We start from the raw sequence: 22,154 nt of genomic DNA, 5'->3' as shown, positions 1-22,154 counted from the left end.
CATGCGATACATGCTGCTGATCTGCACCGACCCGACCGGTGAGCCCGAGTCGGAGGCCGATGTGTCCATCGACCAGTGGGTGGACGAGCTCGCCGCCTCCGGCGAGCGAATCGTCGGTGAGCGGTTGCCTGCCGAGACGGCCAAGGTGGTGCGGCGGCGCGGCGACCGGCTGCTCATCACGGACGGCCCGTTCGCCGAGTCGAAGGAGCAGATCGCCGGGTTCGACCTGATCGAGGCGGAGTCCCTCGAGCGTGCGCTGGAGATCGCGGCTCGACACCCGATGGCTCGCGGCGGCCTGGTCGAGGTGCGCCAGTTCTACGCGGAGGAGTAGTCACTGCGCGTGGTTGAATGGCGGGATGCCGGATGACGCTCCCGAAAGCTCCTCCGTCGCCTTCAAGCAGGCACCTGCGGCACCGCAGGATGTCGTCGGTGTCGACGCCGCGCTGATCGCGCGCCTCCGTGACGACCTGGAGTCGGCCGGATTCACCGTCGATGCACTCGACGAGCTCTGGGGCGAGGAGGCTGCGGCAGCACTGTTCCGCGGTCAGCGCGTCGCGGCACGACGCGCGGCCGAGCCCGGGGTCGCCCGGCACGAACCGCTGGCGGTGCTCGCCACCGCGTTCGTGCTGGGGCTGCCGGTCGGGGCGCAGGCTCTGGCATCCGCTCTGCCTGCGCTCGGGATCGATGGTGCATGGAGTCTCGGTCTCGTCGCGCTCGACGAGGGCGGCGAAAGGTCGGAGACGACCTGGGCTCGTCCACTTGTCGACCTGCGGCCCTATTCGTACTTCGATGGTGACGCCGGCGACGGGTCCTGGTGGATCTGCTCCGACCTCGGCGAACTCGCTCTCGGGCGGGTGCTCCGGGAGGACCACGTGCTGGGCGTCGGCGGCGCATCGAACACGCTCAGCGCGATCATGATCCGCGACCGCGTCGGGGCCGCGCTCGATCTGGGGACCGGGTGCGGTATCCAGGCGCTGCACGCGGCCAGGCACGCCGATCGGGTGGTGGCGACCGACATCTCGCACCGTGCTCTGCGCTTCGCGGAGTTCAATGCGCTGCTGAACGACGTGCACACCATCGAGTTCCGGCACGGGAACCTGTTCGAGCCCGTCGCGGGGGAGTCGTTCGACCTGATCGTGTCGAACCCGCCGTTCGTCATCACGCCGCGGGTGACCGGTGTTCCCGAGTACGAGTACCGCGACGGCGGCCTCACCGGAGACGCGATCGTGCAGGCCGTGATGCGCGGAGTCCGCGAGCATCTCGATCCGGGCGGCATCGCGCAGTTCCTCGGCAACTGGGAGTACCACGGCGAGGGCGAGGCCTTCGACCGTGTGCGTTCCTGGCTCGGCGACGAGCAGGAGCCGGGCGGCCTGGACGCCTGGATCGTGGAGCGAGAGCTGCAGGATGCGCCGCAGTACGCCGAGACCTGGATCCGCGACGGCGGCACCCGACGAGGCAGCGATGACTTCGAACGGCTCACGGATGCCTGGCTTGACGACTTCGCCGCTCGCGACGTGCGCTACGTCGGGTTCGGTTACGTCACCCTGCGTCGTCCGATCGACGGTGCCGTCACGCTGCGCAGGTTCGAGTCTGTCACCTCGACGGGCTCGCAGGAGTCGGTCGCGTCCTCGGAAGGCGGGCTCGGATCGCACCTGGCGCGCGGTTTGCGCGTGGCGCGGTGGCTGGCATCCGTCGATGACGAGCAGCTGCGCCTTGCCACGCTGATCACCGCGCCGGATGTCACCGAGGAGCGGCACTACTGGCCCGGTGACGACGACCCGACGATGCTCGCCCTGCTTCAGGGCGGCGGTTTCGGTCGACGGTTGAAGGCGGACACCGCGTTGGCCGCCTTCGTCGGCGCGTGCGACGGCGACCTTCCGGTGGGTGTCATCGTCGGGGCGTTGGCTGACCTGCTCGACGTGGATGCCGCCGAGCTCGGGGCGGACCTGCTGCCACGCGTGCGTGAACTGATCTTCGTCGGCATGCTCGACCCGCTCGGCGTCGACTGAGGCGACGGATGCCAGGGCGCTGTGGTGCGCCGCCACATAGTATTTCGTTCGTGTCTTCCCCTGTCACCGAGAGCCCGTCCCGCGCAACCAGCACCCGAGGCGTGCCCATCTGGCCGGCCGTCGTGCTCGATGTCGCACTGGTTCTGCTCTTCGTGCTGATCGGCCGGGGGAGCCACGGCGAGAACGTGCTCGCCGGGGCTCTCGTCACGTTCTGGCCATTCTTCGCGGGGCTCGTCGTCGGCTGGCTCGTCTGCCTCGCCTGGCGGCGCCCGGGGGCGCTGTGGCCGACCGGCGTTGTCGTGTGGGCGGCGACGCTCGTGCTGGGCATGCTGCTGCGAGTCGTCAGCGGGCAGGCCATCGCGGTCTCGTTCGTGATCGTGGCCGGCGTGGTGCTCGCCGTCTTCCTGATCGGCTGGCGCGTGATAGCACTGGCCGTCTCCGCCGCCCGCGCGCGTCGCCGCGGCTGAACGGCCCGATCCGGTGTCGCGTGCGATCCTGCCCGGCCTGACGGAGCCGTTGCGCGCGCGTCTGCAGGAGACGCTGAGCGGTCAGCGGACCGGTGTGCCCGCCTGGGTGACCGAGTTCGAGTCGGGCCAGGATGCCGGCTTCTTCGGACCGGGCTCCGCCGTCTGGGCCGTGCACGGGGGAATGCCGACGCTCGTCGCGGGCATCCGTGCCCTGCTCATGCAGGCGCTGCACCCCGGAGCTCTCGCCGGCGTCTACGATCGTTCCCGCTTCCGTGAGGATCCGCTCGGCAGGCTGAACGGGACCATCCGCTGGATCTTCACCGTCAGCTACGGCGACACCGCGCAGGCCGCAGCAGGGTCGGCCTGGGTGAAGCGACTGCACGAGCATGTGGTCGGCGACTACGTCGATGGCCACGGTCGACCCGCGCACTACTCCGCCAACGACCCCTACCTCTCCACCTGGGTGCATCTCGCGTTCGCCGACGCGTTCCTCACGGCGCACGAGCGCTGGGGCGGACCGATTCCGGGTGGTTCGGACGCCTATGTCGATCAGTGGGCGATCGCCGGTGAGCTGATGGGTGTTCCCGATCCTCCGCGCACCCGACGGGAGTTGAAGGCCGCGCTCCACGGGTTCGCCGACAGAGGCGAGCTCAGGTGCGACGAGCGCACGCGAGAGGTGGTGGATTTCGTGCGCAGGGCTCCGGTGCGTCGCAGCCTGAGACCGTCGTACGCCGTGCTCTTCGCAGGAGCCGTCGCGTCCCTGGAGCCTCGATTCCGTGACCTGCTTGATCTCCGGATGCCGCACCTCGGTCCCGTGCCGTTGCCTGCGGCATCCGCGACCCGCCTCGTGCTCCGCGGTGCGGGTGCACTGCTCGGGCCGCAGACCGCCGGTGAGCGGGCGGCACGGGTACGGCTTGCGCGCCTGCAGGACGCCGGACGGAACGCGTCTAGGGCTTGAGGCCCGCGACGAGGTTGACGGTCGAGGCGAGGATCACGGCGCCGAACACGTAAGACAGCAGCGTGTGCCGCAGGATCACCGCACGCAGCTGCGTGGAGCGGATGCTCGTGTCCGACACCTGGAACGTCATCCCGAGGTCGAACGCGAGATACGCGAAGTCGACGTAGCGGGGATCTTCGTCGTCGTTGAAGTCGATCCCGCCGACCGGTGGCTGGTAGTAGAGGCGCGCGTACCTCAGCATGTAGAGCGTGTGAAGAAGCGTCCACGACAGAGCGACGCTGAGCAGTGCCATCATGGCGCCGATGACCTGCGCTCCGCCCTTCGCCTGGCTCGTGTGCAGCAGCAGGATGGCCACCGCCCCGAGGCTCGCCACCGTGACGCAGACCACGAGCAGGTCGCTGGCCGCCCTGCCCGGATCCTCCCGGGTGGCGTGCACCCTCGTGGTCGCGCCGTCGAAGCGGCCCACCACGAGCCATACCCACAGGATGTACACCGCGCACGCGCTGGCCCAGCCGCCGACGGCTGCGTACCACCAGGAGGCAGTGAAGCCGATCGTCACGCCCACGATCAGGCCGACGACGAGCATCGAGATCAAGCGGAGGCGCGAGCGGTTCCGTCCCTCCGGATCGATCGAGAACGTCACGGCATGATGCTGACACGCACCAGTGCCGCCGACGCGCGGGCGCGCCGCAGCTGCCGTGCCGAGCGCGTCAGCCTTCGCCCGGCGCGGTGTCGCCCAGCCGCTTGGTCAGCAGCTCCACCACCTGCCTGCGCAGCACCTTGCCAACGATCGACCTGGGCAGCTCGTCCACTTCGAACACGTGCCGCGGAACCTTGTACGGTGTCATCGTCGACCTGGCGAACGCCCGGATCGCGTCCTCGTCGAACGGCGTGCCCGGCTTCATGATGACGGCGGCGACGACATCCTCGCCGCCCCTGGAGTGCGGCAGCCCGACGACCGAGACATCCGCGATGCCCTCGTACCCGCGCAGCTCTTCCTCCACCTCGGTGGGCGACACGTTGAACCCGCCGGTGATGATGAGCTCCTTGATGCGGTCGACGATGCGCACGAAGCCCTGCTCGTCCATGGTGACCACGTCTCCCGTGCGCAGCCAGCCGTCGGCATCCAGCACCTTCGCCGTCTCATCCGGCTTGTGCCAGTAGCCGCCGAACACCTGAGGCCCCCGTGCCTGCAGCTCGCCCGCCTCGCCGTACGGAAGCACGCGGTCCGGATTGTCAGGGTCGACGACGCGCAACTCGGTGCTGGGCAGCGGCAGCCCGACCGTGCCCGCCTTGCGGGTGCTGCCCACCGGATTGGCCATGAGAACGGGGGATGCCTCGCTCAGTCCGTACCCCTCCACGAGGTATCCGCCGGTCTCGTTCTCCCACAGGTCGACGATCGTCGACGGAAGACTCATCGCACCCGAGATCGCGATCTGGATGCCCGACAGCGACACACCTCTCATCGCCGCGGCCGTCACGAGGCGCTCGTAGATCGGCGGAACGGCCGGCAGGAACGTCGCCGGGCGCTTCTTCACCACCTGTAGCACCAGGTCGGCGTCGAACGAGGGGAAGAGCACGAGCCGGGCGCCCATGCTCATGGCGAACGTGAGGCACAGCGTGAGACCGTACGCGTGGAACAGCGGGAGCACGGCATAGACGACGGATGTCCCGCGCGGCACCGTCGGCACCCAGGCCCTCGCCTGCGCCGCGTTCGCCACCAGGTTGCGGTGGCTGAGCATCACGCCCTTCGGCACTCCCGTCGTGCCGCTCGTGTACTGGATGAGCGCGAGGTCGTCGACCTCGGGGCGCGGAACGGATGCGTCGATCGGCTCCGCCTTCGCCAGCGAGTCCCAGCTCACCGCGCCGGCGACCCGGGAACGCAGCCTCTCCCTGGACTCTCGCGCCTTCTTCACGGGGAGCCGTAGTGCGAATCGCATGCGCGCGGGCATGGCGTCCACGATGTCGACGGCGACGATGGTCTTCAGGCCGATGTCGGCCGGCATGTCCTGCAGCGTGGCGACCACCTTGGTCCACGCGATCGCGACCGTCGCGCCGTGATCCTCGAACTGGTGTCGCATCTCGCGCGGGGTGTAGAGCGGGTTGTGCTCGACGACGACGGCGCCCAGGCGCAGGGCTGCGTAGAACGCGATCACGTGCTGCGGGCAGTTCGGCAGCACGATCGCCACGCGATCACCCGCCCGTACGCCGAGGGCGGCGAGCCCGCCGGCGACGCGCTGGATCGCGTCGCCGAGCTGCCGGTACGTCGTTGTGGCCCCGAAGAACTCGAGTGCGACGTGCTCTGCGTACGCGGCGACCGAGTCCTCGATGAGTCGCGGCAGCGATCCGGTCGGAGGTTCGATGTCGGCCGGCACGCCTTCGGCATAGCTCGACAGCCAGGGACGCTCGACGGATTCGGTCATGTGCCCAGCGTAGGGCGACGCCGGAACGCTCAGGCCGCGATGCGGTCGTCTCTACCGGTCAGGGCGAGCAGACGGGACTGCAGCGAGGCATCCTCGTCGATCGGCACCGGCGAGGCGAACAGGCCGCTGGCCTCGAGGGCGTCCTTCTGCGGTTCGAAGACGGTCCACGCCGCCGCCACCAGCGTCTCGCCGAGGTTCTCGTCAGCCCCGACGGCACGGGCGAGATCCCACGTGTGCACGATCACGTCGGAGGCCTGCTCGCGCAGGTAGGCGCTGGCGGGCACGGTATCGTACGAGAGATTCACCCTGGCATGCGGGTCGACGGATGCCCACGCTGCAGTCGCATCCGCCGAGTAGCGTTCCCACTCGGCGACCAGGTCGTCGCCCAGCGGCTCAAGCCGTGATCGCGCCTCGCCGACGGTGCGGCCGGCGAGGAGTAGAGGAACCCACTGCTGTTCCTCGATCACGTGGCGCACCAGGGCGCTGACGTCCCAGTCCTCGTCGGGCGTCGGCGCGCTCCAGTCGGTGACGAGCGCGAGGCGATCGCCGAAGGCGAGGTGCGCCTGCTGCTGCACGCGCAGCCAGTCGGCGAATGACATGTGGGGGCCCTTCTCGATGCCGGTCGTGGGTGCGTCGTCGTCGCTCAGTGCGTCGTCGTGCGTGTTCCAAAACCGAGGATCGCGCTCGTTCATTCCTGACCTGCAACCTTCGCGACGGCCTCGTCGATCGGAGTCGACCCGGAGACGAGCTCGAACTGGGTTCGCATCGTACCGGGATTGCGTAGGGCCGCCACGATCACCCGGGCGACGTCTTCCCGAGGTATCGAGCCACGCTCAACGCGAGTGGCAGCCTCGACGAGGCCCGTTCCGTCTTCCAGCGTGAGCGAACCCGGACGCACGATGGTCCAGTCCAGCTCGCCGCGACGCAGTTCGGCATCCGCATCGCGTTTCGCCGTGACGTAGGCGCGCCACGAGTCGTCGGCGTCGTCCGACACAGGATCGTCGACGCCCCACGCAGAGACCTGCACGAATCGCCGGATGCCCGCCAGCTCGGCTGCGCGTTGGGACTTCACGGAACCCCCGAAGTCGACGGTTCCCTTGCGCTCCACACCGGAACCCGCACCGGCCCCAGCGGCGAACACGATCGCGTCGGCTCCTTCGACCGCGTGGGCGATGGCATCCGGCTCGGCCTGCTCGATGTCGAGCAGCACGCCCTCGCCGCCGAACCGGTAGATGTCGTCGGCATGATCCTCGTTCCGCACGATGCCGATGAAGTCGTCACCCTCGTCGTACAGCACCCGCATGAGCTGCTGCGCGACCTTGCCGTGTGCACCGATGATCGCCACGCGTGTCATGCCTCCCATCATGCTCGCCCATAGAGGGCCGCGCAGGTAGGACGCTTCATTACCAACCGAGTCAGCGCAGCTGACTCGGCGCTGGGGTCGCGGCGAAGGCCCACCGGGCCTTCGCTCCAAGCTCCACCGCGCGCGCAGTCGCTCCACCGCGCAGGTGGGACAATGACAGTCGTGTGGTGGCGGCGGGAGAAGCAGACCCCGGGCGGTGAGGAAGAGTCCTTCGGCGTCGGCGTGCAGGTGCACGTGATCGACGACGAGCGGCAGGGGCCGAAGGGTTGGGTCGGCGACCCGACCGGCGTGATCGTCGCGAGCGCATCGGGCATCGCCCACGGTGCGTTCGAGGTGGAGCCGCTGTCCGGACGCGTGTGGACCGTCGCATTCGACGAGCCGCAGTACCGCGTCGATGGCACGGGGCCGGTCGCCCGGGCGAACATCCCGGAGTACCTGCTCGTCACGGCACCGGTCGCGGACACCTCGGAGGACGTCGGAGAAGAAGCGGCGGACTCGTGACGCACCTGCTGTTCTCCTATGGAACCCTCCGGCTCCCTGCGGTGCAGGAGGCCACCTTCGGCCGACGGATGCCGATGCGCAGCGCCGAGCTCCCCGGTTACGTGCTCGACACGGTCGCCATCACCGACCCGCACGTGATCGAGCTCAGCGGCAGTGCGGAGCATCCGTTCGCGCGTGCGACCGGCGAACCGACCGACATCGTGGACGGAGCCGTCCTCGAGCTCACGGACGACGACCTCGCAGCCGCGGACGCATACGAAGTCGACGACTACACCCGCGTCGCTGTGACGCTTTCCACCGGCGAGACGGCGTGGCTCTATGTCGACGCCGCCAGCCTCGCAAACTGACGCTCAGCCTGCCCAGGTGATCTGATGTCAATCGGGTGCCGGTGTCGGCGCCGGATCCTATTCTGAGATCATGCTCGTGGAGGGCACGCTGCGATGGCGGGTGACGGAGGATTGTCCGCTCGACCTGCTGATCGGACTCTGCCTTCGCGACCTTGCTGGACTCGCGGGCGTCGGTGATCCTGCCCTGCCGGCAGTCGTACCGGCCGTGGAACGTCGCCCGGTTCCCAACCGCGTTCTTGCGACCGCGGCATCCGCCTCGTGGGATGCTGCCCAGCCCGATCCCTTCGCACAGCTCGGCGAGGAGTGGACGCACTGGTGGCGCAGAGCGGTGCTGCGGGCGAACGCGGTCGGCTCGTGGAGCACCGTGTTCCTGCCGCCGCATTTCGCCGCGTTCGACCGCGAACTGGCACTGCAGGACCTCGTCATCGAGCGCTTCCAGGATGCCGTCGCCTGGGCGAGGGAGCGCCGCGCCGAATACGTCGCCGACGACCTGGCCCACCACCTGCAGTACTCGGCCGACATCGTCGACATCGTGCGAGAACGCGAACACGAGCTGCGCAGGCAGGCCGGCTCGTTCCGGTTGGACATCGAGGCGCTGCCGCTGGCCGAACCCGGCGCATGGGTGGTGGGCCCCGACACGGTCGTCGTCAGCTGGAGCCTGCGCGACGACCATGCGGCGTTCCGTGAATGGTTCGAGCCGCTCGTCGCCGCGCTGGTCTGAACGGGCGTCAGGCGACCCGCGACTCCGGTGACTTCGTGTGCGACGGGTCGGTCACCGCGACCGGGAGGATCGCCTCGTCGATGCGTGCGAGCACGGCCTCGTCGAGTTCGACACCCGCGGCCTTCGCGTTGGACTCCACCTGCTCCGGACGCGAAGCACCCACGATGGCGCCCGCCACGTTCGGGTTCTGCAGCACCCAGGCGACGGCGAGCTGGGCGAGCGTCAGGCCGGCCTCGTCGGCGATGGGCTGAAGCTTCTGCACCGCGGTGAGCACGTCATCCGTCAAGAACCGCTTGATCGCGCTCGCGCCGCCCTTGTCGTCGGTGGCGCGGCTGCCCTCAGGCAGTTCGGCTCCCGGCTTGTACTTGCCGGTGAGCACGCCCTGCGCGACCGGCGACCACACGATCTGCGAGATGCCCAGCTCTTCCGAGGTCGGAACGACCTTCTCCTCGATCACGCGCCACAGCATGGAGTACTGCGGCTGGTTGGAGATGAGCTGGAACCCGAGGTCCTTGGCCAGGGCGTGTCCCGCGCGAAGCTGCTCTGCCGTCCATTCGCTGACGCCGACGTAGAGCACCTTTCCGGCGCGCACGAGGTCGGCGAACGCCTGCATGGTTTCCTCGAGCGGCGTCTCGTAGTCGTAGCGATGCGCCTGGTAGAGGTCCACATAGTCGGTGCCGAGACGCTCGAGCGAACCGTTGATCGACTCCATGATGTGCTTGCGGCTCAGGCCGGTGTCGTTGTGGCCGCTTGGGCCGGTCGGCCAGTACACCTTGGTGAAGATCTCGAGCGACTGCCGGCGCTGACCCTTCAACGCGTCACCTAGAACCTTCTCCGCTGCCGTGTTGGCGTACGCGTCCGCCGTGTCGAACGTGGTGATGCCGGCGTCGAGCGCGGCGTGCACCGACGCCGTCGCGGTGTCGTTCTCCACCTGAGAACCGTGAGTGAGCCAGTTGCCGTAGATGATCTCGGAGATCTTGAGTCCGCTGTTTCCCAGGTATCTGAAATGCATGAGATAACGCTATCTGGCGTGCACCGGGCTCGGGCAATGTCAGACCATGGTGAGAAACTGAAGCGCGTGGGACGCGGCGACGGGCGAGATAGGCAGGTGACCGTCGGGCCCGTCGACGACACGGGCGCGACGAAGCTGCACGTCGACATGGATGCCTTCTACGCGTCCGTCGAACTGCTCGACCATCCGGAGCTGCGCGGACGTCCGGCGATCGTGGGGCACGCGTCCGGTCGCTCCGTCGTCTCCAGTGCCACTTACGAAGCACGGCTGGCGGGTGTGCGGAGCGCGATGCCCGTGGCGCAGGCGCTGCGGCTGTGCCCTGACGCGGTCGTGCTGGAGCCGCACTTCGACAAGTACGCGCACTACTCGGCCCAGGTGGTGGGCATCCTGAGCGACGTCACGCCGCTGGTGGAGCAGGTCAGCATCGACGAGGCCTTCCTCGACGTCGCAGGTGCCGTGCGGCTGCTGGGGTCGCCTTCGAGCATGGGGGCGGGCATCCGTCGCCGCGTCTTCGCGGAAACGGGCCTGACGTGTTCGGTGGGCGTCGCCGCCACGAAGTTCATGGCGAAGCTTGCCTCGACCAAGGCGAAGCCCGATGGGATGCTCGTGATTCCGGCGACCGAGACGCTCGCGTTCCTGCATCCACTGCCGATCGGTGCGCTGTGGGGCGTAGGGCCGTCCACCCAGGAGACACTGCATCGCTACGGACTCCGCACGGTCGCGGACGTCGCTTCGACACCGCTGGACGTGCTGCGGCGGTGGGTGGGAGACGCGTCTGGCGTGCGACTGCACGAGCTTGCGAACGGCGTCGATCCCCGAGGCGTCGAACCGGAATCGCGGGAGAAGAGCATCGGACACGAGCAGACGTTCGAGCACGACGTGACGGATGCCTCGATGCTGCGACGTGAGCTGCTCCGGCTCTCCGGTCAGGTCGCCGCGCGTTTGCGAGCACACGGTCTGACGGCGAGGACGGTGGCCCTCAAGCTGCGCTACGCGGACTTCCGCACCATCTCCCGCTCGCGCACCCTGACGGAGCCCACGAACGTCGGTCGTCGCGTCTACGAAGAGGCCGCGTCGCTTCTGGATGCCGTGCTGCAGCCGAGCGACGCCATCCGGCTGCTGGGCGTGCGAGCGGAGCAGCTCGTTCCCGGCGGAGCGAACGCGCCGGTTCTGTGGGACCCCGATGAGGACTGGCGCGACGCCGAGAACGCGATCGATCGGGTGGCCGCGCGGTTCGGGGCGGGAGCGGTCACCTCTGCCGCCCTCGTCGGTACCGAGCCGCGCCGAGTCGGCGACACTGCCAACGCGAAGGTGCTGCGCGAGCGGGAGGAGCCCCGGTAGCGTGGGGCTATGGCTGACTTCGTGCTCAGACTCGCCGATTCCGTCAAGTCCACCGCAGGGGTGCGTACCGCGTACGGCGACCCGGTGGAACTCGACGACGTCACCGTCATCCCCGTGGCGCTCGCCTGGTTCGGGTTCGGCGGGGGAGAGGGAACGCAGGAACCGGCGTCCGGCTCCGGTGGTGGCGGAGGAGGCGCCAGCGTCCCGATCGGCGCCTACATCAAAGACAAGACGGGCGTGCGGTTCGAGCCGAACCCGATCGCATTGCTTGCCGTCGCGATTCCGTTCGCGTGGGTCGCCACTCGCGGCGTCGCGCTGATCTTCCGCGCATTGCGTCGCCGACGTCGCTGACCGGTCAGCGCCAAGCGGACGACCAGCTGCCGGTGTCGCCCGCGACCGTGCGCGACGGCGATCGCCATGTCACTCGGTGCTCGAGCGCTCCTCAGCCTCTTCGAGTTCGCGAGCGCGACGAGCGGCGGCATCCCGCGCGGCGCGGGCAGCCGCGAGCCGTGCGGCTTCGGCTCGGCGCTCGGCGACGATGCGCTCGAACTTGCGCATCCGCATGACGTAGAGGCGCAGCAGGATCACGAACGCCAATGCCACGACGAGGAGCACCCACATGATGACCATGGCTGCCTCCTCGTGAAGCTCCGCGCGGGCGCGGGGCCCGCGCTCCAGACTACGCGCACGTTTCCTGGGTCTTCGCCGGGGAATCGGGCGACACCTGTGAGCCGTCCTCAGAACCCCGTGGCCGACTATAATCGTCAGTCGAACACGGGAGTCCGGTGAGCCGGGCTGAGAGGAAGGTACTCCAACCTTCGACCGTCGAACCTGATCTGGGTCATGCCAGCGCAGGGAGGCCGTCTCTGGGGCGCTCCGCACGTGCGGGGCATCCACCCGTGCCCACGTTTCATCGAACGAAAGGGCACGTATCGTGCACGCAAACATCGCAACCACCACGGGACGGACTCGAGTCCTCCGCTGGCGCGTCGTGGACATCGTCGTCGCCGCCGTCCTCGCCGTCGTCGCCGGACTGGTGTTCTGGGTATGGGACCAGGCATCCAACCCCGTCGGCGCCCCGATCACGGCCGCGCTACCCGGACTCCAGGGCATCATCAACGGGCCATGGCTGTTCGCCGGGGTACTCGGCGGACTCGTCGTGCGCAAGCCTGGCGCCGCGCTGTTCACCGAACTCGTTGCGGCGACCGTCTCCGCGCTGATCGGCACGCAGTGGGGTCCGCTCACACTGCTCTCCGGGCTCGTGCAGGGCGCTGGGGCCGAGCTCGTCTTCCTCATCGTGCTGTATGCGCGGTGGAACTGGGTCGTCGCCCTCCTCGCCGGCGCCGGAGCGGGAGTCGGCGAGTCGGTGCTCGACCTGCTCGTCTGGTATCCGGGAGCCAAGCCGTCGTTCGCGGTCGTGTACGCGGCCGGCACGATCCTCTCCGGTGCGATCATCGGGGGCCTCGGCTCCTGGGCGATCGTGAGGGGGCTCGCGAAGACCGGAGCACTGAGCAGATTCGGCGCGGGCCGCGAGGTGACGGAGCGGGTGTGAGCCGCTCCCGAGAAGCCGCCCTGGACGGGAGCCCGGCCGCCATCCACGCGACCGGGTGGGGCTGGCGGCACGCCGGCCGGGCCGCCTGGGCGGTGCGTCACCTCGACCTGCACGTGGAACCGGGGGAGCGGGTCCTGCTCCTCGGCGGATCGGGGTCGGGAAAGAGCACCCTTCTGGCCGGCATCGCCGGCGTGCTCGGCGGTGACGACGACGGCGAGTCCGAGGGTCGCCTGCTGCTCGACAGCGCCGATCCCGGCGCCGTACGAGGCAGAGCCGGGCTGTTGCTGCAGGATCCGGAATCCCAGACCGTGCTCGCCCGGGTGGGCGATGACGTGGCATTCCCGTGCGAGAACATCGGCGTGCCACGTGCCGAGATCTGGCCCCGCGTTCATGCGGCACTGGATGCCGTCGGTCTCGACGTCGACACGCGGCATCCGACAACTGCGCTGAGCGGCGGACAGAAGCAGCGCCTCGCGCTGGCCGGCCTGCTCGCGATGCGCCCTGGCGCGTTGCTGCTGGACGAGCCGACGGCGAACCTCGACCCGAACGGCGTCGGCGAGGTCCGCGATGCCGTCCGCGCGGCGCTCGATGCGACCGCCGCCACCCTGATCGTCGTCGAGCACCGGGTCGACGTCTGGCTCGATCTCGTCGACCGGGTCGTCGTGCTCGACGGACGTGGCGGGCTTCTCGCAGATGGCCGTCCTAACGACGTGTTCGAGGGAAGTCACGCCGAACTCTCCGAGGCTGGGGTGTGGCTGCCGCAGAACCAGAGGCAGCCGGTCGGGCGGCGCTCCGGGGGGTCCGGAACACCGGGTGGCGTGTTGCTGGCCGGTCACGACCTCACGGTCGGCAGGCCGCGAGGCCCCCGTATACCGGTGGGTGAGGTTGCGGTTCGGGCGGGCTCCGCGCTCGCCCTGACCGGGCCGAACGGCGCCGGGAAGAGCACGCTCGCTCTCACGATCGGAGGCCTCCTGCCGCCGATCGCCGGAAGAGTCACCGCCGCGGACGAGCTGCGGAACGGGCTGGCGGCATCGCCGTTCGACTGGAGGTCGTCCGCTCTCGTCACCAGGATCGGCTCGGTCTTCCAGAACCCCGAGCACCAGTTCGTCGCAGCCACCGTGCGGGACGAGCTCGCGATCGGGCCGCGAGCCGCCGGCATCCGTGGCCGCGACGCCGACGAGGTCATCGACGACGTGATGGCCAGACTGCGACTTGATGCGCTCGCCCGCGCGAACCCGTTCACCCTGTCCGGCGGGCAGAAGAGACGGTTATCGGTGGCCACGGCCATCGTGACGGCGCCGAGGATGCTCGTGCTCGACGAACCGACATTCGGACAGGATGCCGTCACCTGGCGCGAGCTCGTCGCGCTGCTGGCCGAGGTGCGCGACGCGGGAAGCGCCGTGGTGTTCGCCACGCACGATCTCGACCTGGTCGGCGCCCTGGACGCGGATCGGCGAGAGCTGACCGTCGCTGACCCGCTGGTGAGTGCGTCGTGACGTTCACCGAGCCCCTGCGCGCGACGCGCCTCGCCTCGGTGAATCCCGTGGCGAAGCTCGGTGCGGCCTTCACGATCGCGCTCGCGCTGCTCGCGAGCATCGACTGGGTGTCGGCAGCGGTTGCGCTGGTCGCCGAGAGTGCTCTGCTGGCGTGCCTGCGGTTCCCGTTCCGCGCCGCGCTGCTGCGTCTCAGCCCCATCCTGGTGGCCGCCGGCCTCGCCGGGCTCACCACGCTGCTCTATGGCCAGTCCTCTGGTCGGGTCTACCTGCACTGGTGGTTGATCGAGGTGAGCGACGGTTCGATCGGGCTCGCGGTCGCCACCGCCCTGCGCATCCTCGCCGTCGGTGTGCCCGCCGTACTGCTCTTCATCACGGTCGACCCGACGGACCTCGCGGACAGCCTCGCGCAGGTGCTCCGTCTGCCGGCACGGTTCGTGCTCGGTGCCCTCGCCGCGTTTCGGCTGCTCGGACTGTTCGCCGACGACTGGCGCGCTCTCGGGCTGGCGAGGCGAGCGCGGGGCATCGCCGGACGTGGTGCGATTCGGCGCTCGCTCGGCCAGGCTTTCACCCTGTTCGTGCTCTCCATCAGGCGCGCCAGTTCGCTGGCGACGGCGATGGAAGCTCGGGGGTTCGGCAGCGCCGCGACCCGCAGCTGGGCGCGTCCCTCGCGGTTCGGCAGACGTGACTGGGTCGTGCTCGGCGTCGGGGTCCTCGTCGCCGCGCTCGCGGTCACTGTGTCGGTGGTCACAGGGAGCTGGCGCTTTGTCATCGGATGAGACGAACGCTTTCGAGGGCGCGGCCGACTCGGAAGCTTCTGCCGTCGTCGCGCGTGCGCTGGCTCGGAAGGAGCATCCGGTCGTGCTCATCGACGGCCCGAGCGGTGCGGGCAAGTCCACGTTCGCGGATGCCGTCGTCGCGGCGTGGCCGGAACCAGCGCCGCGGCTCGTGCGCATGGACGACCTGTACCCAGGGTGGGACGGCCTCGAGGCGGCATCCGCCCAGGTCGCCGACCAATTGCTGGAGCCGCTGCTCACCACGGGAACCGGGCGTTGGCGCCGATGGGACTGGGCGAGTTCGGAGCCTGCCGAGTGGCACCAGGTCGCGGTCGGGCATCCGCTCATCATCGAGGGATGCGGATGCCTCACCCGTCGCACCGCACCACTCGCCGACCTGCGGATCTGGCTCACCGCCGCCGATGACGTCCGCAAGCGAAGGGCCCTCGCCCGCGACGCCGGAGGCTTCGACGCGCACTGGGACGGCTGGCAGGCGCAGTGGGACCTCTTCGTCCACCGTGACACGCCGGAGGCGTTGGCCGATGTCGTGATCGACACGACGACGCCATCTCGGCGTGCTGCGACCGGAGCCCACCCTCGCGGTACCGTTGTGCCATGAGCGACACCGCAACCGAGTACATCGTCGAATACGTGGACGGGCCACTCGCTGGTACCGCTGACCGCCGCTACCTCATCGGCGGCAAGTATGACGAGACAGTGAGCGCGTACGCCGCCATCGACGGTATCGAGTCGCAATTCGAGTACAAGGCGCTCGACAGTCGTGAGGTGCATGGGCAACTCCACGTGCGGTATTCGTTCGACGCGCCCGACAGCGACCCGTACGAGAGCGACCCGGAAGACGATCCCGCGCGCTGAGGCGAATTACGCCCAGCCGAGTTCGTGGAGCTCATCGTCGTCGATTCCATAGAAGTGCGCGATTTCGTGCACGAGAGTGATGTGAACCTCCTCGCGTAGCCGCTTCTCGTCGGAGCTGATCTTCAGCAGCGGTTCGCGATAGAGGAGGATGCGGTCGGGCATCTCCCCGAAGCCGTACCTGTCCCGCTCGGTGAGGGTGATGCCGTCGTACTCGCCGAGCAGGTCGAGCGATCCGTCGGCCGGCCGGTCCTCCACCAGGAAGACGACGTTCTCGAGCCCGTCGACCATCTCGTCGGGGAGCGCATCCAGCTCCTCGACGACGAGCTTCTCGAAGGCGTCGGCATCCATGCTCATCACGCAACCCAGCGTGCCATGCGCGGCGAGGCGCGCGGATGCTTATCGGTCCGGCGTCATCTCACGCAATCCCCGGCGAAGCGTCGGGAGCAGCGGGTACACTCGTTCGACCGGTGGCCCCCGCCAGACCGTCTCCGAGCACCTTTTCGGACCAGCCCCCCGAGGACCCGATGACCGACCCCCAGCCCACGCCGCGCCTTGGCGGCGCCGTGGCGACCGGCCCGACCAGCGTCCGAACCGGCGGTGCGCACGCCGGGAACACGGGTGACGGCTACACCGGTGACGGGCTGATGACGATGATCGCCGACCCGGCCACCGACGGCGGTCTCCAGTCGGTTCCTGGCGCCATGGGCGGCCGACCGCCCTCCCGGTACACGATCACGGGCACCCTAGGCGAGGGCGGAATGTCCGTGGTGTACTCGGCGATCGACGAGCACCTGGGGCGCGAGGTCGCGGTGAAGGTGTTCAAGCACGCGATCTCCGGCGACGACTCGACCCGGCAAGAGGCGGAGATCGACGTTCTCGCCGGGCTTAGTCATCACGCGATCGTGACCCTCATCGATGCCGGGATCGCGCCGGATCCGCAGGGCGCGCCGCACCGCTATCTCGTGCTCGAGCGCGTCGACGGCGTCGACTTGCGCCGCCACCTCGAGGGAACGCAGCTCTCGCTGCGTCACATCGCCGAGATCGGGTGCGACCTCGCCGAAGCGCTGGAGTACGTTCACGCCCGTGGTGTGATCCACCGTGACCTCACGCCGGGAAACGTGCTGGTCGTATCGGATGAGAACGGCCGCACCCGTGCGCGCCTCACCGACTTCGGCATTGCGTTGGCCACCGGTGCCGAGCGTGCGACCATGGAGGGCGTCACCACCGGAACAGCGGCGTACCTCAGCCCGGAACAGGCGCGCGGCGACACGCTCACCGGCGCAAGCGACGTGTACGCGCTCGGCCTGGTGCTGCTCGAGTGCCACACACGCACGCTGACCTTCCCCGGAACGCCCGTGCAGTCGGCGCTCGCACGCCTCACGTCCGACCCGGTGATCCCCGATGACCTGCCCGATGCGTGGCGGATGCTCCTGGCGGCGATGACGAGCCGCGATCCCGCCGATCGTCCGGTCGGCCGCGAACTCGTGCAGGCACTGCGCCAACTGGAGCTCGCCGAAAGCAGCAGGCACCGAGCGGCTCCCGCCGGTACGGTGTCCGAACCGTCCCTCGCTCATGCGTTCGACCGCATCACCGGCATCGCCGCGCGCACGTTCGGCGTACCGGTGGCTGTGCTGAGCATGGTGCGCGGTGACAACGTGCGGTTCCTCTCGCACCGTGGTGTGAGCCCCGCGCGCGCGAGCGAGTGGGAGGGAGTGTGCACGAGCGCCGCGTTCCTCGGCGAGACGCTCCTGGTCGAAGACGCCGCGATCGACCCGCGGGTGCGCGATCACATCCTGGTCACCGGGGAAGCGCGGTTGCGTTTCTATGCCGCCGTGCCCGTCCACTCCGTGGAGAACGGACCGATCGGAACCCTCTGCGTCGCCGACACGACGGCACGTCCGATCGAGCCTGCCCACATCGACACGTTGCGTGACCTTGCCGACCTCGCCGCACTCGTCCTCGGCTGGGACGCCGACGCCCGACGGATGCCCGCAGCGGTCTGATCTGTCGTTCCTACGATGGGGTCGTGACCCGTCGACCGTCGAAGCCGTTCTGGAGGCTTGTTCAGCTCGTCTGGATCCTCGGGTTCCTGGTCGGAACGACGACCCACGTCATCGACCTCATAGCACGCGGCCTCGACGCGTACGAGGACTTCACGCCGCCGGTGCGGGTCTTCTGGGCGTCGCTGACGGTGCTGGACCCGCTCACCGTGGTGTTGCTCGCTCTGCGTCGCCCCGTCGGCGTCATGCTCGGTCTCGTCGTCATCCTCGCGGACATCGCCGTGAACTGGACAGTGTTCGCTACATACCCGGGCACACCGATCTGGGGCATCCTGAACCAGACCGCTTTCGCGGTCATCCTGGTGACGACGGCGCCCGGCCTGGTGCGGCGGATGAAAGATGGGGTGCTCGGCGCTTCGCGCCTCAACCCTTGATCGCTCGGCACGAGAATGCGAGCATTCTCGGCCTCACTCTCTGCGGGTGAGTGACGGGGCTTGAACCCGCGACCTCCTGGACCACAACCAGGCGCTCTACCAACTGAGCTACACCCACCATGCCGCCCGCGTGCGGGCAACCACACGATTGTATTACATGCGAGGGGTCCAGATTTTCACCACGTCGTCGGCTATCTTCTGGCACTGATCGGAGCTGAGGCCGGGCTCGGGCGTGAAGACGGCGCGCCGGTAGTAGTCGAGCTCGCGGATCGACTCGCGGATGTCGGCCAGCGCCCGGTGCCCGCCGTTCTTCTCCGGTGCGTGGAAGTAGACGCGCGGGAACCACCGTCGTGCCAGCTCCTTGATGGATGAGACGTCCACGTTGCGGTAGTGCAGGTGCGCGTCAAGCCGCGGCATGAATTTGGCCAGGAACATCCGATCGGTGCCGATCGAGTTGCCGGCGAGCGGTGCCTTCTGCTCGGCCGGGACGTACTGGAGGATGTACTCCATTACTTCGTACTCCGCCTCGGCGAGACTCTTGCCGTTCGGGATCTCCTCGATCAGCCCGCTCGTGGTGTGCATCTTGCGCACGAAGTCGCCCATGTTCTCGAGAGCGCTCTGGTCGGGCTTGATCACGATGTCGATGCCGGGATCGAGAGGCACCAGGTCGAAGTCGGTGACCACCACGGCGATCTCGACGAGCTCGTCCTTCTCGAGGTCGAGTCCGGTCATCTCGCAGTCGATCCAGACGAGGGCGTCGTTCGCAGTCGGCATGCGGTGAAGTCTATCGGCGGACTCCGACGCGTCCGCTGTGACGCGGGCGGAGCTACTCCAAGGCCGGCATCCTGCGAGAGCGCGCTGCGATCTACAATCGCGATCGTGGAGTTGCACCTGTACACGTCGGCGTTCTGCGAGCCGTGCCTGCAGACGAGAGGCGTGCTTGCCGAGGCTGAGCGACTGGTACCGGATGCGCGGGTGACCGAGTTCGACGTCGTCGTTCACGAGGAGCGTGCGCAGGCTGCAGGCATCCGTTCGACACCGACCGTGATCGTGTTGAATGAGGAGGGCTCGGAAGTGTTCAGGGCAGAAGGGGTGCCCAACCTCGCCCAGGTGCTTGTGGCGGCTGCCAAAGCGGTCTGAGCAGCCGCCTGCGGTAGCCTGAGTGTCGCACTGAGCCCCCGTAGCTCAGCGGATAGAGCAGGAGCCTTCTAATCTCTTGGTCGCAGGTTCGATTCCTGCCGGGGGCACCAGCTCAAGGATCCTCCGTGATCGATCTCGTCGTTGGTTCTTCGTCGCCTGACTTGTTGTCTTCGTCCCGAGAACCGCTTCGCCGACCGATCTCCGGGCTTGATGTTTTCGCAACCGTGAACGCAGAACTCGATCGGGCGGTCGGAGAAGCCTCGATATAGAATATGATTTAGGAGTCATATTGAGGAGATGGTCATGGTCGCAGTTGCATCGACTCTGGTCCGCGCTGCTCGTAAAAGCCGAAGGCTCACCCAGGAACAGTTGGCCGAGCGGGTGAGCATCGACCAGGCAACAGTTTCGCGGTCGGAGCGTGGACGCGATGCCGAGTTCGCCACGGTCGATCGTCTGCTTGCCGGCGCGGGTCATCGGCTCTACTCGGCGCCGACTCGTCGGGATGACGCCGCGACGGTTGCGGCGGAGATCCGTGATCGGCTCCGTGCCGGGGATAAGGACCGCGCCCTGCGCTCGCTCATCCAGCTGAACGATGACCTGCTCGCCGAGCGAGGGCTTGTTCGCGGTGTGCTCGGTCTGGCCGAGCCGGAGACGACGACGGATCCCGTGTGGGACGCGGCACTTGCCGCTCTGGTGGCGTGGCGGCTGGACGAAGAGAAGCTCCCTTCGCCGGATTGGGTCAACGCACCGAGCCGGTTCGTACAGGAGCCCCGCGGGCTCGAGATTGATCCCGCTGACCCTGTGCCGCCCACCTCCGACGTGCCCGCAGAGTTTGCCAAGCGTGGAGTTCTCGTCTGGCGTGACACCTTCGCGAGCGTGTGACGATGGCTACCCGCCCTCGACAGAGATGACATCATCGCGGGTCTGCGCGACCTCATCGCCGAGCTTCGGAGTGCCGGGGAAGTGGCGGGCATCCGGCTCGTCGGCGGCGCTGCGCTGGCATTGCGGTACTTCGATCGAGGCACCACTCGCGACCTCGACACATTGCACGTCCGGCCCGGAAGTGACGTTGCGGTCGCGACCGCGGCGGCCAAGGTTGCTCTCATGCACGACTGGGATCCCGGCTGGCTGAATTTCGAAGTCAACGGCGCGGATGCTGTGCCATCGCTCGGACGGGCCGTCGAATGGGAAGCCATTCACGACCACGCCGGCATCGTCATCGAGGTTGCTTCCAAGGAGGCACTCCTCGCGATGAAACTGCGCGCCAACCGTCCGGGACGCGACACCCGAGACATCCGACTGCTGCTGGGCCTCTGCGGCGTCCCGACGCGGGCGGAGGCGAGGCGCTTTACGAAGAGTTCTACCCAGGGGATGACCTCACTGAACGAGCCATTCAGATGGTCGGCGCCCTCGTGGCCGATGGACCGCCTCCGGCGCCGGACGCGCTGCCGCCTCTCGTGCTGTGAACAGGAAAATGCCTGATCAAGTGACCAAAAAAATCAGTATGACCGAGCGAAAACGCTGAACTTCTAATCTCTTGGTCGCAGGTTTGATTCCTGCCGGGGGCACCAATTCAAGGATCTCGGGCTTGTAGGTCTTCAGGGGCTCGGACTTGGGGTGAGCTTCAGGTCTGGCGGTATAGGAGCGTTGCGTGCTCGGTCCAGGATGGAACGGATCGAGTTGACGACGAGCTGAGGCTGCTCCAGTTGGATGTAATGCGTGCTATTCGTGTCAGAAACGTGCGCGGCATCGGGATACAACATTGCGAGCTTGTCTTGAGCTGCCAGCTGAGCTGACCAGAGCGCATCGGCGAACGCTTGATCAACACCGGGAGGCAGCTTTCCCGATACGAGCACGTCAGGTGTCAACTGAGGGTGGTCAGCGGTGAGCACGATTGTCGGCACCGGCTCGGGCAGCCGCCGCATGGTCCGCAACTCTTGGAAATTCGCCGACCAGTCGATCCTCTCTTTGTCCGTAGGCCCTCCTTTCGGGGTGTTGAGTGACTCGAAGATGGCTAACTGGCCAGCGGTGAGTCCATCCGGGAGGAACGGGGAAAGGGCGTCCACGAGCACGAGCCCAGCGACATCGCGGGGGTGCTCGCTGGCGTAGAGCATGGCGACATCGCCCCCATACGAATGGCCGACGAGGATGTAGGGGCCGCGGAGTCTGCTCGCGCTCAGCAAGGCGGCAAGATCCGCTGCCGCGTCCTTGGCCGTGGTCGGTTGATGCACGGGAGTGGAGCGGCTCGGCTCTGCGCCAGTGGGACCCTCTGTCGACGTGCCGGGACGATCGTAAGCGCAAACGCGGGCGAATCTCGCGGTCAGAGGGAAGACGGCAGCGGAATCTGGCGATGGGCTCGGCAGGTTCTGCCAGGTATCAGCACGGTCCCCGAAACCCGATAAGAGCACCACAGTTGGGCTTCCGCTCCCGCGGCACTCCATGAAGATCTTCCGGTTATCCCCGATGCCGACCGGTCCGGCAAAGTCTCCGTGTACCGGTGTGGTGATGGAAGAGGTGTCCTTGCGGGCCTTTGGCTCGGTCGTCGTCGGGCCGGAGCAGCCCGCGAGCATGACAGCGACAGCCGATAGCGTGGCGATGCAGAGAACCCCCATTCGACGGACTGTCCACCTCATAGGAGATGCCTACACCAGACGAGCCGCAGCGGCCACACCTTCTCGAGCAGTTGAATTTGGCGACGGCGTTGGCCATCGTGAGGATGCGGTGCGTTTGCGAAGAGTCCT

At 68.1% G+C, this 22,154-nt stretch carries 29 protein-coding genes, 2 tRNA genes and 1 riboswitch; of the genes, 20 read left to right on the top strand and 11 right to left on the bottom strand.

Features of this window, described 5'->3' with window-relative positions; all coding sequences use genetic code 11:
• Position 1: 1 nt before the first annotated feature.
• From ACTHNC_RS15905 to ACTHNC_RS15890, 4 genes are read left to right on the top strand one after another with little or no spacing between them, the layout of a single operon-like run.
• Positions 2–331 carry a YciI family protein gene (locus ACTHNC_RS15905; protein WP_440295596.1) on the top strand — a complete coding sequence of 110 codons (330 nt, stop codon included), beginning with the start codon at positions 2–4 and terminating at the stop codon, positions 329–331.
• Positions 332–356: 25 nt separating this feature from the next.
• Positions 357–2,009 carry a DUF7059 domain-containing protein gene (locus ACTHNC_RS15900; protein ID WP_440295595.1) on the top strand — a complete coding sequence of 551 codons (1,653 nt, stop codon included), beginning with the start codon at positions 357–359 and terminating at the stop codon, positions 2,007–2,009.
• Positions 2,010–2,059: 50 nt separating this feature from the next.
• Positions 2,060–2,476: a DUF3054 domain-containing protein gene (locus ACTHNC_RS15895; protein ID WP_440295594.1), complete on the top strand. Its 417-nt coding sequence runs from the start codon at positions 2,060–2,062 to the stop codon at positions 2,474–2,476.
• Between the two features lie 13 nt (positions 2,477–2,489).
• Positions 2,490–3,434 carry an oxygenase MpaB family protein gene (locus ACTHNC_RS15890; RefSeq protein WP_440295593.1) on the top strand — a complete coding sequence of 315 codons (945 nt, stop codon included), beginning with the start codon at positions 2,490–2,492 and terminating at the stop codon, positions 3,432–3,434.
• Here the strand turns inward: ACTHNC_RS15890 and ACTHNC_RS15885 are convergent.
• The 4 genes from ACTHNC_RS15885 to ACTHNC_RS15870 all read right to left on the bottom strand — a co-directional run bounded on the left by ACTHNC_RS15885 (position 3,424) and on the right by ACTHNC_RS15870 (position 7,211).
• Positions 3,424–4,077: a DUF1345 domain-containing protein gene (locus ACTHNC_RS15885; protein ID WP_440295592.1), complete on the bottom strand. Its 654-nt coding sequence runs from the start codon at positions 4,075–4,077 to the stop codon at positions 3,424–3,426. The two genes, ACTHNC_RS15890 and ACTHNC_RS15885, sit on opposite strands and share 11 nt — an antisense overlap.
• Before the next feature lie 67 nt (positions 4,078–4,144).
• A complete protein-coding gene (locus ACTHNC_RS15880) occupies positions 4,145–5,857 on the bottom strand; it encodes a long-chain-fatty-acid--CoA ligase (RefSeq protein ID WP_440295591.1) in 1,713 nt (570 codons plus the stop codon).
• Between the two features lie 29 nt (positions 5,858–5,886).
• Positions 5,887–6,549 carry a TIGR03086 family metal-binding protein gene (locus ACTHNC_RS15875; protein ID WP_440295590.1) on the bottom strand — a complete coding sequence of 221 codons (663 nt, stop codon included), beginning with the start codon at positions 6,547–6,549 and terminating at the stop codon, positions 5,887–5,889.
• The gene (locus ACTHNC_RS15870; protein WP_440295589.1) at positions 6,546–7,211 is read right to left on the bottom strand and encodes an NAD(P)-binding oxidoreductase; all 666 of its coding nucleotides are present in this window, start codon (positions 7,209–7,211) and stop codon (positions 6,546–6,548) included. The genes ACTHNC_RS15875 and ACTHNC_RS15870 overlap by 4 nt, the downstream gene beginning before the upstream one ends.
• 162 nt (positions 7,212–7,373) lie before the next feature.
• Here ACTHNC_RS15870 and ACTHNC_RS15865 point away from each other — a divergent pair, with 162 nt between their 5' ends.
• The 3 genes from ACTHNC_RS15865 to ACTHNC_RS15855 all read left to right on the top strand — a co-directional run bounded on the left by ACTHNC_RS15865 (position 7,374) and on the right by ACTHNC_RS15855 (position 8,789).
• Positions 7,374–7,721, top strand: a complete 348-nt coding sequence (locus tag ACTHNC_RS15865; RefSeq protein WP_440295588.1) for a hypothetical protein — start codon at positions 7,374–7,376, stop codon at positions 7,719–7,721.
• Positions 7,718–8,068, top strand: coding sequence for a gamma-glutamylcyclotransferase family protein (locus ACTHNC_RS15860; protein ID WP_440295587.1), 351 nt, complete (start codon positions 7,718–7,720; stop codon positions 8,066–8,068). The genes ACTHNC_RS15865 and ACTHNC_RS15860 overlap by 4 nt, the downstream gene beginning before the upstream one ends.
• Positions 8,069–8,138: 70 nt before the next feature.
• Positions 8,139–8,789 (top strand): hypothetical protein, encoded by a 651-nt coding sequence (locus tag ACTHNC_RS15855; protein ID WP_440295586.1) that lies wholly within the window; start codon positions 8,139–8,141, stop codon positions 8,787–8,789.
• Between the two features lie 7 nt (positions 8,790–8,796).
• On the opposite strand, the gene ACTHNC_RS15850 is transcribed toward ACTHNC_RS15855, so the two are convergent.
• Positions 8,797–9,801: an aldo/keto reductase family protein gene (locus ACTHNC_RS15850; RefSeq protein WP_440295585.1), complete on the bottom strand. Its 1,005-nt coding sequence runs from the start codon at positions 9,799–9,801 to the stop codon at positions 8,797–8,799.
• A 66-nt stretch (positions 9,802–9,867) separates the two neighbouring features.
• Between ACTHNC_RS15850 and ACTHNC_RS15845 the strand changes: the two genes are divergently transcribed.
• Together ACTHNC_RS15845 and ACTHNC_RS15840 are read left to right on the top strand one after the other, a co-directional pair.
• Positions 9,868–11,142, top strand: coding sequence for a DNA polymerase IV (locus ACTHNC_RS15845; RefSeq protein WP_440295584.1), 1,275 nt, complete (start codon positions 9,868–9,870; stop codon positions 11,140–11,142).
• 9 nt (positions 11,143–11,151) lie between these two features.
• The gene (locus tag ACTHNC_RS15840) at positions 11,152–11,493 is read left to right on the top strand and encodes a hypothetical protein (RefSeq protein WP_440295583.1); all 342 of its coding nucleotides are present in this window, start codon (positions 11,152–11,154) and stop codon (positions 11,491–11,493) included.
• 69 nt (positions 11,494–11,562) lie between these two features.
• Here ACTHNC_RS15840 and ACTHNC_RS15835 read toward each other — a convergent pair whose 3' ends face one another.
• Complete coding sequence (locus tag ACTHNC_RS15835; protein ID WP_440295582.1) at positions 11,563–11,772, bottom strand: hypothetical protein; 210 nt, start codon at positions 11,770–11,772, stop codon at positions 11,563–11,565.
• A gap of 134 nt (positions 11,773–11,906) precedes the next feature.
• Positions 11,907–12,017: riboswitch (TPP riboswitch) on the top strand.
• A 59-nt stretch (positions 12,018–12,076) separates the two neighbouring features.
• Between ACTHNC_RS15835 and ACTHNC_RS15830 the strand changes: the two genes are divergently transcribed.
• From ACTHNC_RS15830 to ACTHNC_RS15810, 5 genes are read left to right on the top strand one after another with little or no spacing between them, the layout of a single operon-like run.
• Positions 12,077–12,694, top strand: a complete 618-nt coding sequence (locus ACTHNC_RS15830) for an ECF transporter S component (RefSeq protein ID WP_440295581.1) — start codon at positions 12,077–12,079, stop codon at positions 12,692–12,694.
• Positions 12,691–14,190: an ABC transporter ATP-binding protein gene (locus tag ACTHNC_RS15825; protein ID WP_440295580.1), complete on the top strand. Its 1,500-nt coding sequence runs from the start codon at positions 12,691–12,693 to the stop codon at positions 14,188–14,190. Before ACTHNC_RS15830 ends, ACTHNC_RS15825 begins: the two co-directional genes overlap by 4 nt.
• A complete protein-coding gene (locus ACTHNC_RS15820; RefSeq protein ID WP_440295579.1) occupies positions 14,187–14,966 on the top strand; it encodes an energy-coupling factor transporter transmembrane component T family protein in 780 nt (259 codons plus the stop codon). Before ACTHNC_RS15825 ends, ACTHNC_RS15820 begins: the two co-directional genes overlap by 4 nt.
• Positions 14,953–15,582 (top strand): ATP-binding protein, encoded by a 630-nt coding sequence (locus tag ACTHNC_RS15815; protein WP_440295578.1) that lies wholly within the window; start codon positions 14,953–14,955, stop codon positions 15,580–15,582. The genes ACTHNC_RS15820 and ACTHNC_RS15815 overlap by 14 nt, the downstream gene beginning before the upstream one ends.
• On the top strand, positions 15,579–15,839 hold the full coding sequence (locus ACTHNC_RS15810; protein ID WP_440295577.1) for a hypothetical protein: 261 nt from the start codon (positions 15,579–15,581) through the stop codon (positions 15,837–15,839). Before ACTHNC_RS15815 ends, ACTHNC_RS15810 begins: the two co-directional genes overlap by 4 nt.
• 6 nt (positions 15,840–15,845) lie before the next feature.
• Here the strand turns inward: ACTHNC_RS15810 and ACTHNC_RS15805 are convergent, their stop codons facing one another.
• On the bottom strand, positions 15,846–16,193 hold the full coding sequence (locus ACTHNC_RS15805) for a metallopeptidase family protein (RefSeq protein WP_440295613.1): 348 nt from the start codon (positions 16,191–16,193) through the stop codon (positions 15,846–15,848).
• Positions 16,194–16,363: 170 nt separating this feature from the next.
• Between ACTHNC_RS15805 and ACTHNC_RS15800 the strand changes: the two genes are divergently transcribed.
• Positions 16,364–17,842 carry a protein kinase domain-containing protein gene (locus ACTHNC_RS15800; RefSeq protein ID WP_440295576.1) on the top strand — a complete coding sequence of 493 codons (1,479 nt, stop codon included), beginning with the start codon at positions 16,364–16,366 and terminating at the stop codon, positions 17,840–17,842.
• A gap of 23 nt (positions 17,843–17,865) precedes the next feature.
• Positions 17,866–18,273 (top strand): hypothetical protein, encoded by a 408-nt coding sequence (locus ACTHNC_RS15795; RefSeq protein WP_440295575.1) that lies wholly within the window; start codon positions 17,866–17,868, stop codon positions 18,271–18,273.
• Between the two features lie 45 nt (positions 18,274–18,318).
• On the opposite strand, the gene ACTHNC_RS15790 is transcribed toward ACTHNC_RS15795, so the two are convergent.
• Both ACTHNC_RS15790 and orn read right to left on the bottom strand, forming a co-directional pair.
• Positions 18,319–18,391: transfer RNA gene (locus ACTHNC_RS15790), tRNA-His, on the bottom strand.
• Between the two features lie 35 nt (positions 18,392–18,426).
• The gene (gene orn / locus ACTHNC_RS15785; RefSeq protein ID WP_440295574.1) at positions 18,427–19,047 is read right to left on the bottom strand and encodes an oligoribonuclease; all 621 of its coding nucleotides are present in this window, start codon (positions 19,045–19,047) and stop codon (positions 18,427–18,429) included.
• Between the two features lie 105 nt (positions 19,048–19,152).
• Here orn and ACTHNC_RS15780 point away from each other — a divergent pair, with 105 nt between their 5' ends.
• The 3 genes from ACTHNC_RS15780 (at position 19,153) to ACTHNC_RS15770 (ending at position 20,295) form a co-directional block, all read left to right on the top strand.
• Positions 19,153–19,413 carry a thioredoxin domain-containing protein gene (locus ACTHNC_RS15780; RefSeq protein ID WP_440295573.1) on the top strand — a complete coding sequence of 87 codons (261 nt, stop codon included), beginning with the start codon at positions 19,153–19,155 and terminating at the stop codon, positions 19,411–19,413.
• Positions 19,414–19,447: 34 nt separating this feature from the next.
• Positions 19,448–19,523: transfer RNA gene (locus ACTHNC_RS15775), tRNA-Arg, on the top strand.
• A gap of 193 nt (positions 19,524–19,716) precedes the next feature.
• Positions 19,717–20,295 carry a helix-turn-helix transcriptional regulator gene (locus tag ACTHNC_RS15770; protein ID WP_440295572.1) on the top strand — a complete coding sequence of 193 codons (579 nt, stop codon included), beginning with the start codon at positions 19,717–19,719 and terminating at the stop codon, positions 20,293–20,295.
• Positions 20,296–20,301: 6 nt separating this feature from the next.
• Here ACTHNC_RS15770 and ACTHNC_RS15765 read toward each other — a convergent pair whose 3' ends face one another.
• On the bottom strand, positions 20,302–20,523 hold the full coding sequence (locus ACTHNC_RS15765) for a hypothetical protein (RefSeq protein ID WP_440295571.1): 222 nt from the start codon (positions 20,521–20,523) through the stop codon (positions 20,302–20,304).
• On the opposite strand from ACTHNC_RS15765, the gene ACTHNC_RS15760 reads away from it, so the two are divergent.
• Positions 20,518–20,895, top strand: a complete 378-nt coding sequence (locus ACTHNC_RS15760) for a hypothetical protein (protein WP_440295570.1) — start codon at positions 20,518–20,520, stop codon at positions 20,893–20,895. The two genes, ACTHNC_RS15765 and ACTHNC_RS15760, sit on opposite strands and share 6 nt — an antisense overlap.
• A gap of 116 nt (positions 20,896–21,011) precedes the next feature.
• Here ACTHNC_RS15760 and ACTHNC_RS15755 read toward each other — a convergent pair whose 3' ends face one another.
• Entirely contained in the window at positions 21,012–22,025 is a 1,014-nt protein-coding gene (locus tag ACTHNC_RS15755; protein WP_440295569.1) for an alpha/beta fold hydrolase, read from the bottom strand.
• Positions 22,026–22,154: the final 129 nt, after the last annotated feature.

It is taken from the genome of Humibacter sp. (assembly GCF_051954055.1).
GTDB lineage: Bacteria > Actinomycetota > Actinomycetes > Actinomycetales > Microbacteriaceae > Humibacter.
This window is presented reverse-complemented; position numbering and strand designations above follow the sequence as displayed.

Coding starts and splice junctions, on each gene's coding strand:
- ACTHNC_RS15905 (WP_440295596.1), top strand. CDS start 2: ATGCGATACATGCTGCTGATCTGCACCGACCCGACCGGTGAGCCCGAG.
- ACTHNC_RS15900 (WP_440295595.1), top strand. CDS start 357: ATGCCGGATGACGCTCCCGAAAGCTCCTCCGTCGCCTTCAAGCAGGCA.
- ACTHNC_RS15880 (WP_440295591.1), bottom strand. CDS start 5,857: ATGACCGAATCCGTCGAGCGTCCCTGGCTGTCGAGCTATGCCGAAGGC.
- ACTHNC_RS15875 (WP_440295590.1), bottom strand. CDS start 6,549: ATGAACGAGCGCGATCCTCGGTTTTGGAACACGCACGACGACGCACTG.
- ACTHNC_RS15870 (WP_440295589.1), bottom strand. CDS start 7,211: ATGACACGCGTGGCGATCATCGGTGCACACGGCAAGGTCGCGCAGCAG.
- ACTHNC_RS15865 (WP_440295588.1), top strand. CDS start 7,374: ATGACAGTCGTGTGGTGGCGGCGGGAGAAGCAGACCCCGGGCGGTGAG.
- ACTHNC_RS15855 (WP_440295586.1), top strand. CDS start 8,139: ATGCTCGTGGAGGGCACGCTGCGATGGCGGGTGACGGAGGATTGTCCG.
- ACTHNC_RS15850 (WP_440295585.1), bottom strand. CDS start 9,801: ATGCATTTCAGATACCTGGGAAACAGCGGACTCAAGATCTCCGAGATC.
- ACTHNC_RS15840 (WP_440295583.1), top strand. CDS start 11,152: ATGGCTGACTTCGTGCTCAGACTCGCCGATTCCGTCAAGTCCACCGCA.
- ACTHNC_RS15835 (WP_440295582.1), bottom strand. CDS start 11,772: ATGGTCATCATGTGGGTGCTCCTCGTCGTGGCATTGGCGTTCGTGATC.
- ACTHNC_RS15810 (WP_440295577.1), top strand. CDS start 15,579: ATGAGCGACACCGCAACCGAGTACATCGTCGAATACGTGGACGGGCCA.
- ACTHNC_RS15805 (WP_440295613.1), bottom strand. CDS start 16,193: ATGAGCATGGATGCCGACGCCTTCGAGAAGCTCGTCGTCGAGGAGCTG.
- ACTHNC_RS15800 (WP_440295576.1), top strand. CDS start 16,364: ATGACCGACCCCCAGCCCACGCCGCGCCTTGGCGGCGCCGTGGCGACC.
- orn (WP_440295574.1), bottom strand. CDS start 19,047: ATGCCGACTGCGAACGACGCCCTCGTCTGGATCGACTGCGAGATGACC.
- ACTHNC_RS15770 (WP_440295572.1), top strand. CDS start 19,717: ATGGTCGCAGTTGCATCGACTCTGGTCCGCGCTGCTCGTAAAAGCCGA.
- ACTHNC_RS15760 (WP_440295570.1), top strand. CDS start 20,518: ATGCACGACTGGGATCCCGGCTGGCTGAATTTCGAAGTCAACGGCGCG.
- ACTHNC_RS15755 (WP_440295569.1), bottom strand. CDS start 22,025: ATGGGGGTTCTCTGCATCGCCACGCTATCGGCTGTCGCTGTCATGCTC.